Consider the following 8,461-nt stretch of genomic DNA (forward strand, 5'->3'; position numbering starts at 1 on the left):
GGAGGGGGCTCGTGGCGTTTGGAGGGTGCGGGTTCGTCGTGGCTGGGTGCGCAGTTCCCCGCGCCCCTAAAGGCAGCCGGTCTCGACTCCTCTAATGGGGCGCCTCTTGCTGAACGACCGCCAGCAGCGCGCCCACCTCGACCTGCTGCCCCGGAGTCGCGTGCAGGGCCGTGAGCGTGCCTGTCGCCGGGGCGGTGATCTTGTGTTCCATCTTCATTGCCTCCAGCCAGATGAGGGGGTCTCCGGCCTGGACGGCGGAGCCGGTGGTGAGGCCGTCGGCGATTCGGGCGACCGTGCCGGGCATGGGGGCGAGGAGGGAGCCGGGGGCCTGTTGGGCGGCGGGGTCCGGGAAGCGGGGCAGGACGGTGAGCGCGGTGGTGTTCACGTGGACGCGGTCGCCGTGGCGGGTGACGTCGAACTTCCGCCGTACGCCGTCGATTTCGAGTACGACGAGATCCGCGGCGGCGCTCAGCACGCGGACGCCGTCGGCCGTCAGGCCCTCGCGGGTGTGCCGGTAGTGGACCTCGTGTTCGCCGTGCGCCGAGGCGTAGCGCTTGGTCTGGGGCTGGGAGGGCAGGTTGCGCCAGCCGCCGAACCGGGAGCGGCCGTGGGCGTCCGCGAGGGCGGCGGCCAAGGGGGCGTACGGGTCCGGGGTGGTCGTGGTGAGGTCGGCCAGGTGGCGTTCGTAGAAGGCCGTGTCCATGCGGGCCGTCGTGAACTCCTCGTGGCGCAGGGAGCGTACGAGGAGGTCGCGGTTGGTGACCGGGCCGTGGATCGTGGCCCGTTCCAGGGCTCCGGCGAGCCGGCGGATCGCCTCCGCGCGCGTGGGGGCGTACGCGACGGCCTTGGCGAGCATGGCGTCGTAGTGGACGCCGATCGTGTCGCCGTCCTCGTAGCCCGTGTCCAGGCGGATGCCGGGTACGGAGAGGCGGTGCAGGGTGCCGGTCTGCGGGGCCCAGTTCTGGGCGGGGTCCTCGGCGTAGAGGCGGGCCTCGACGGCGTGGCCGGACGGCTGCGGCGGGTCGCCGTCCAGGCGCGCTCCCTCGGCGACGCCCAGCTGCAGGGCGACCAGGTCGATGCCGAACACGGCTTCTGTGACGGGGTGTTCGACCTGGAGACGGGTGTTCATCTCCAGGAAGTGGATGTCGTCCCCGGAGACCAGGAACTCGACGGTGCCCGCGCCCGCGTAGGTGATCGTGCGGGCGGCGGCCGTCGCCGCGGAGCGCAGGCGCCGCTCGACGCCGGGTGCGAGGGCCGGCGCGGGGGCCTCCTCGATCACCTTCTGGTGGCGGCGCTGGAGGGAGCAGTCGCGGGTGCCGTACGCCCACACGGTGCCGTGGGTGTCGGCGACGATCTGCACCTCGACATGGCGTCCGCGTTCGACGTACGGCTCGACGAAGACCGTGCCGTCCCCGAAGGCGCTCTGGGCCTCGGTCGAGGCGGCCTTCAACTCGCCTTCCAGGTCGGCCAGTTCACGGACGATCCGCATGCCGCGGCCGCCGCCGCCCGAAGCCGCCTTCACCAGGACCGGCAGATCGGCCTCGGTCACCGCGTCCGGGTCCAGTGGGGCGAGCAACGGCACTCCGGCGGCCGCCATCAGCTCCTTGGCGCGGGTCTTGGAGGCCATCGCCTCGATCGCCTCGGGCGGCGGGCCGATCCAGACCAGGCCCGCGTCGAGGACGGCCCGCGCGAAGTCGGCGTTCTCGGACAGGAAGCCGTACCCGGGGTGCACGGCGTCCGCGCCCGCCGTCAGCGCGGCCTTCACGATCAGCTCGCCGCGCAGATACGTCTCGGTGGGCGTCGCGCCCGGCAGGCGTACCGCGGTGTCGGCCACGCGCGTGTGGAGGGCGTTCTCGTCGGCGTCCGAGTAGACGGCGACAGTTCGGATGTCCAACTCACGGCAGGTTCGGAAGACTCGGCAGGCGATCTCGCCCCGGTTGGCGACCAGCACACTCGAAATCATGGGACCTCTCACATCCGGAAGACGCCGAAGCCGCCGCGTGCGCCCTCGTAGGGCGCCGTGTGGATCGCGGACAGGCACAGGCCGAGGACGGTGCGGGTGTCGCGGGGATCGATGACCCCGTCGTCGTACAGCCGCCCGGAAAGGAACATCGGCAGGGACTCGGACTCGATCTGCTGCTCGACCATGGCGCGCAGGGCGGCGTCGGCGTCCTCGTCGTAGGGCTGCCCCTTCGCGGCGGCGGACTGCCGGGCGACGATCGACAGGACGCCCGCGAGCTGCTGGGGGCCCATGACGGCGGACTTGGCGCTGGGCCAGGCGAACAGGAAGCGCGGGTCGTAGGCGCGGCCGCACATGCCGTAGTGCCCGGCTCCGTACGACGCGCCCATGAGCACGGACAGATGGGGCACGCGGCTGTTGCTCACCGCGTTGATCATCATCGCGCCGTGCTTGATGATGCCGCCCTGTTCGTACTCCTTGCCGACCATGTAGCCGGTGGTGTTGTGCAGGAAGAGGAGCGGGATGTCGCGCTGGTTGGCCAGTTGGATGAACTGGGCCGCCTTCTGGGACTCCTCGCTGAAGAGGACCCCTTGGGCGTTCGCCAGCACCCCGACGGGATAGCCGTGGAGCGTCGCCCAGCCGGTGACCAGGCTGCTCCCGTACAGCGGCTTGAACTCGTCGAAGTCGGAGCCGTCGACGAGGCGCGCGACGACCTCGCGGGGGTCGAAGGGGGTGCGCAGGTCCCCTGGGACGATGCCGAGGAGTTCGTCCTCGTCGTACTTGGGCGGGGCGGCCGGGCCCGGATCGCCGTACGCCTTGCGGTGGTTGAGGCGGGCGACGACGCGGCGCGCCTGCCTGAGGGCGTCCTGCTCGTCGACGGCGAAGTAGTCGGCGAGGCCCGACACGCGCGCGTGCATCTCGGCGCCGCCCAGCGACTCGTCGTCGCTCTCCTCGCCGGTGGCCATCTTGACCAGCGGCGGACCGCCGAGGAAGACCTTCGCCCGCTCCTTGACCATGATCACGTGATCGGACATGCCAGGGATGTACGCGCCACCTGCGGTGGAGTTCCCGAAGACGACCGCGACGGTCGGGATGCCGGCCGCCGAAAGCCGGGTGATGTCGCGGAAGATCGCCCCCCCGGGGATGAAGATCTCCTTCTGGGAGGGCAGGTCGGCGCCACCGGACTCGACGAGGCTGATGCAGGGCAGACGGTTGGCGAGCGCGATGTCGTTCGCCCTGAGGGCCTTCTTCAGGCTCCAGGGGTTGCTGGCGCCGCCGCGCACGGTCGGGTCGTTCGCCGTGATCAGGCACTCCACGCCCTCGACGACCCCGATCCCGGTGACGAGCGAGGCTCCGACTGTGTACTCGGGGGAGGCGCTCCCCCAGGCCGCCAGCGGCGACAGCTCCAGGAACGGTGTGTCGGGATCGAGGAGCAGCTCGATGCGCTCACGGGCGAGCAGTTTGCCGCGCCCCCGGTGCCGGGCGACGTACTTCTCGCCGCCGCCCGCGAGGGCCTTCGCGTGCTCGGCATCCAGCTCGGTGAGCTTGGCGAGCATGGCCTCGCGGTGGGCGGCGTAGTCCGGGGAGCCGGTGTCCAGCGCGGACGCCAGGACCGTCACAGCAGTACCTCCGGGATGTCGAGGTGGCGGGAACGCAGCCATTCGCCGAGCGCCTTGGCCTGCGGATCGAAACGGTGCTGGGCGGCGACGCCCTCGCCGAGAACGCCCTCCACTACGAAGTTGAGGGCGCGCAGGTTCGGCAGCACATGGCGTACGACGGTCAGGTCGGCCGCTTCCGGAAGGAGTTCGCGGAACCGGTCGGTGGTGAGGGTGTGCGCGAGCCAGCGCCAGGCGTCGTCCGAGCGGGCCCAGACGCCGACGTTCGCGTTGCCGCCTTTGTCGCCGCTGCGGGCTCCGGCGACCAGACCGAGGGGGGCGCGGCGGGTCGGTCCCGGGGGTGGGGGCTTGGGCAGCCGCGGTTCCTCCAGCGGCTCCAGTACGCGGGTGTCGTGGGCCGGCATCACATGGATCCGGTGCCCGTCATGGAGGACGGCCATGTGGTCCACGTCGCCATGGGGGACGTACACATCCTCGAAGACCCCATAGGGCGCGCCCTTTCCCGGTGGCGCCAGCACATGGAATCCGGGGTAGCTGCCGAGGGCCAGCTCGACGGCGGCTCCGCTGAGGGTCCGGCCCACCGTGTCCTGGTCGGGGTCGCGCACGACGAGCCGGAGGAGGGCGCTGGCCGTCTCCTCGGTGGGGGCGTCCGGATGGTCGGTGCGGGCGAGGTCCCAACGGACGTCGGCCGGGCGGGACTTGGCCGCCATGAGCGCGGTCTCCAGCTGGGCCCGTACGAGCGCGGCCTTCTTCTCGATGTCGAGCCCGGTCAGGACGAAGACGACCTCGTTGCGGAAGCCGCCGAGGCGGTTGAGCCCGACCTTGAGGGTGGGCGGCGGGGCCTCGCCGCGCACACCGTCGATCCGTACCCGGTCGGGGCCCTCCTGGGTGAGCCGGACCGTGTCGAGGCGTGCGGTGACGTCGGGGCCCGCGTACCGGGCGCCGGACGTCTCGTACAGGAGCTGGGCGGTGACCGTGCCGAGGTCGACGACGCCGCCGGTGCCGTCGTGCTTGGTGATGACGCTCGTGCCGTCCTCGTGGATCTCGGCCACGGGGAAGCCCGGGTGGTGCAGGCGCTCCGGGTCGTGTTCGGCGAAGAAGGCGTAGTTGCCGCCGGTGGCCTGCGTGCCGCACTCCAGTACGTGCCCGGCGACGACGGCACCCGCGAGCCGGTCGTACTCCCCCACGCTCGACTGCGCTCGCGCGGGGGGACCCCCACCCGGTGCCCAGCCGAAGTGGGCGGCGGCCGGTCCCGTGACCAGGGCGGCGTCGGTGACGCGGCCGGTGACGACGATGTCCGCGCCCTCGCGGAGGCAGGTGGCGATGCCTTCGCCGCCCAGGTAGGCGTGCGCGGCGAGGCTCTTGGGGTGGCGTGCTGTGAGGTCGTCGCCCTCGACGTGCGCGACCCGCGCCGGGATACCGAGCCGCTGGGCCAACTCCCTTACCGCGTCGGCGAGTCCGGCCGGGTTGAGGCCGCCGGCGTTGGCGACGATCCGTACGCCCTTCTCGTGCGCGAGGCCGAGGCACTCCTCCAACTGCCGCAGGAAGGTGCGCGCGTAGCCGCCGGCCGGGTTCTTGAGGCGGTCGCGGCCGAGGATTAGCATGGTCAGTTCGGCGAGATAGTCGCCGGTCAGGACGTCCAGGGGGCCGCCGGTGAGCATCTCGCGCATCGCGTCGAACCGGTCGCCGTAGAAGCCGGAGGCGTTGCCGATGCGGAGGGGGCGGGTCACAGGGGCGGGCGTCGATCCTGTCGTGGAGTCGGTCATCCGGTGGTCCCCTTCGGTGCGCGGCCGGTGCCGGGCGGACCCGCGAAGGCCTGCGCGATGTCGAGCCAGCGGTCGGCGTCGGCCCCTTGCGCCCGTAGGGCGAGATCGGCGCGGTGGGCCCGCCGGACGACGAGCAGGCAGAAGTCGAGGGCGGGGCCGGTGACTCGCTGGGCGGCGCCCTCGGGGCCGTACGTCCACACCGTGCCGTCGCCGGAGGGCGGGGTGAGTTCGACGCGGAACTCCTCCTCGGGTGGGGTGAGTCCCCGTACCCCGAAGGCGAAGTCCCGGGCCCGCACGCCGATGCGCGCCACATGCCGCAGCCGGTCGGTGGGTGGCCTCATCACATGCAACGCGTCGGCGATGTCCTGCCCGTGGGCCCAGGTCTCCATGAGCCGGGCCGTCGCCATGGAGGCGGCGGACATGGGTGGCCCGTACCAGGGAAAGCGCACTCCCCTGGGCGCCGAACACAGTGCCTTGTGCAGGGCGTCACGCCCCGCGCGCCACTCGGTGAGCAACTGTGCGGGCGGCAGCCCGGCGCCTGCCTCGGCCCCCTCGTCGACGAACCGGTCCGGGGCGGCGAGCGCCTTCTCCACCTCCGCCGCGAAGGCCTCCAGGTCGGTCACCGCGAGCAGCGCCGACCGGTCGGTCCAGGCGAGATGCGCGATCTGATGAGCGACGGTCCAGCCCGCCGCCGGGGTCGCGAGCGCCCAGGCGTCCTCGCTCAACTCCCCCACCAGCCGGTCGAGTTCCTCGCTCTCGTCGCGCAGATCGTCGAACACTGGCGTCGGATCGGTCACGATGCGCTCCCCTCGGGCACGGCGGTGTGCGGCGCGGTGTGCCCAGGAGCATGGCAGTGCTCACAGAAACAAGCAAGCGTGCTTGCATTATTGAAACCGGTATGGCGGATGGCATGCCTGAGGCCGGGAGGAGCCCGTCGGCCGGTGTCGCCCGGGGTTCTCGACGCCCGGGCGGCGTCTAGGAGTCCAGCCCCTTGGCCCTGCCCCGGCCCACCTGTGTCCGTACCGCCCCCATGCTCGCCGCGATGACGAGGGTGATCGCCAGGGCCTCCGTCATGGACAGCGTCTGGCTCAGGACCAGGAAGCCCGCGATCGAGGCGACGGCCGGTTCCAGGCTCATGAGGACGGCGAAGGTGGAGGCGGGCAGGCGGCGCAGCGCGAGGAGTTCGAGGGTGTACGGAAGCACGGAGGAGAGGACGGCCACGGCGGAGCCCAGGGCGATCGTGGTCGGGTCCAGCAGCTTCGTGCCGGACTCGACGAGGCCCAGGGGCAGGAACAGTACGGCCGCGACCGCCATGGCGAGCGCCAGCCCGTCGGCCTGCGGGAAGCGCCGACCCGTACGGGCGCTGAAGATGATGTACGCCGCCCACATGGCGCCGGCCGACAGGGCGAACGCGACACCGACCGGGTCGAGGCTGTCGAAGCCTCCGCCGCCCAGGAGGAAGACGCCACCGAGGGCGAGGCCGGCCCAGACGAAGTTGAGGGCGCGGCGGGAGGCCACCACCGAGAGCACGAGGGGGCCGAGCACTTCCAGCGTGACGGCGGGACCGAGCGGGATGCGGGCGACCGACTGGTAGAAGAGGCCGTTCATCGCGGCCATCGTGACGCCGAAGACCACGACGGTGCCCCAGTCGACGCGTGAGTGCCCGCGCAGTTTGGGGCGGCAGACCACGAGCATCACGATCGCGGCGACGGCGAGGCGGAGCGTGACGACGCCCAGTGCTCCGGTGCGCGGCATGAGCGTCACGGCCAGGGCGCCGCCGAACTGGACCGAGATGCCGCCGGCCAGCACGAGTCCCACCGGGCCCAGGGCCCGGATCCCTCGCGGGCTGCCCGCCGAGCCGTCCGTCGGGCCGGGTCCCGGGGCGGCTCCCAGGTCGGACACGGGGGCCGGGCCGGCGACGGCGGCCGCGGGGTCGGTGACCGACGGGGACCGGTCAGCACTGGGGATGTTCACGGGGCCGTCCAGGGAAGTTCGGGTCGAGAGTTGTTGTTCCTTGCACGTTAGAGTGCATCTTGATGGACTTGCTAGTCCAGGGTAATGGACTTAGTCAGGGCTGTACAACAGTTTTGCAGCTTACGCTGCGGTGGAATGGCGAATGGTTGGCCGCGGGTTTCGCTGTGGCTGGTCGCGCAGTTCCCCCGCGCCCCTGAAAGCAACGGCCCGGGTGAGGGACTCGGCGACCGCCCTCACCGCGTCCGCACAGCCTTCCAAGCCTCCATGGCACCGCTGACGGGGTCGTGTCACACGCTGGATCTGCTGGGCACCCGCCTCGCGCCGACGGACCTCGTGGAACCAACCGCGAAGACACCATCCCCAGGTCCCGGGACCCCTACGTCTCAGGGCCGTCCAGACCCTCCGCCAGCACCTCGGCCAGGTGTCTGCCCTTCCGGCCTCCGAGCTGTTCGAACTGTTCCAGTTGGGTGCGGCACGAGAAGCCGTCCGCCAGGACCACCGGTTCCTCGCCCGCCGCCCGGACCGCCGGCAGCAGTTGCTCCTCCGCGCAGGCCACCGACACTTCGTAATGGCCCTTCTCGAAGCCGAAGTTGCCCGCCAGGCCGCAGCAGCCGCCGGAGAGTTCGCCGGTCAGGCCCGCCGCCGTGCGCAGGCGGCGGTCCGGGGCGTCGCCGAGGATCGCGTGCTGGTGGCAGTGGGTCTGGCCGACGACCGGGCGGTCCAGGCGGGGCGGGGTCCAGTTCGGGGCATGGCGTTCGAGTGCCTCGGCGAAGGTCAGGACCGCCGACGCCACGCGTTGGGCGCGCGGATCGTCGGGCAGCAGCTCGGGCAGGTCCGTACGGAGGGCGGCGGCGCAGCTTGGTTCGAGGACGACGATGGGCGGGCCCTCCCCGGGGAAGGCCGGGTCCCCGAGCGGGTGCAGCAGGTCGAGGGTGCGGCGCATCACCTTGCGGGCGCGGTCCAGTTGGCCCGTCGAGACGTAGGTCAGGCCGCAGCAGACCCGGCCGCGGGGAGCCGAGCGCGGAACGGCCCGCGGGTCCGCACCCGGGTCGATCCGCAGGTCCCCCCCCGGGTCCTTCGGTGGAATCAGCGGAGACCACCTTCTCGGCGTCGAACCGGTCAGCGGCCGCGACATCTTCGCCCGG

The 8,461-nt window shown here is 72.1% G+C and carries 6 protein-coding genes; all 6 read right to left on the reverse strand.

Annotated features, from left to right (window positions below):
• Window positions 1-91: 91 nt before the first annotated feature.
• Window positions 92-1,963: a biotin carboxylase N-terminal domain-containing protein gene (locus O3Q52_RS16200; protein WP_269649482.1), complete on the reverse strand. Its 1,872-nt coding sequence runs from the start codon at window positions 1,961-1,963 to the stop codon at window positions 92-94.
• An 8-nt stretch (window positions 1,964-1,971) separates the two neighbouring features.
• Entirely contained in the window at window positions 1,972-3,579 is a 1,608-nt protein-coding gene (locus tag O3Q52_RS16205) for an acyl-CoA carboxylase subunit beta (RefSeq protein WP_269649483.1), read from the reverse strand.
• On the reverse strand, window positions 3,576-5,342 hold the full coding sequence (locus O3Q52_RS16210) for an acyclic terpene utilization AtuA family protein (protein ID WP_269649484.1): 1,767 nt from the start codon (window positions 5,340-5,342) through the stop codon (window positions 3,576-3,578). The genes O3Q52_RS16205 and O3Q52_RS16210 overlap by 4 nt, the downstream gene beginning before the upstream one ends.
• A complete protein-coding gene (locus tag O3Q52_RS16215; RefSeq protein WP_269649485.1) occupies window positions 5,339-6,139 on the reverse strand; it encodes a TIGR03084 family metal-binding protein in 801 nt (266 codons plus the stop codon). The genes O3Q52_RS16210 and O3Q52_RS16215 overlap by 4 nt, the downstream gene beginning before the upstream one ends.
• Window positions 6,140-6,317: 178 nt before the next feature.
• Window positions 6,318-7,178 (reverse strand): DMT family transporter, encoded by an 861-nt coding sequence (locus O3Q52_RS16220; protein WP_269649489.1) that lies wholly within the window; start codon window positions 7,176-7,178, stop codon window positions 6,318-6,320.
• A gap of 514 nt (window positions 7,179-7,692) precedes the next feature.
• The coding region (locus tag O3Q52_RS16225; RefSeq protein ID WP_269649486.1) for a (Fe-S)-binding protein at window positions 7,693-8,461 on the reverse strand (769 nt) is incomplete at its 5' end.

The sequence above is a fragment of the Streptomyces sp. ActVer genome, from assembly GCF_027270795.1.
GTDB lineage: Bacteria > Actinomycetota > Actinomycetes > Streptomycetales > Streptomycetaceae > Streptomyces > Streptomyces umbrinus_A.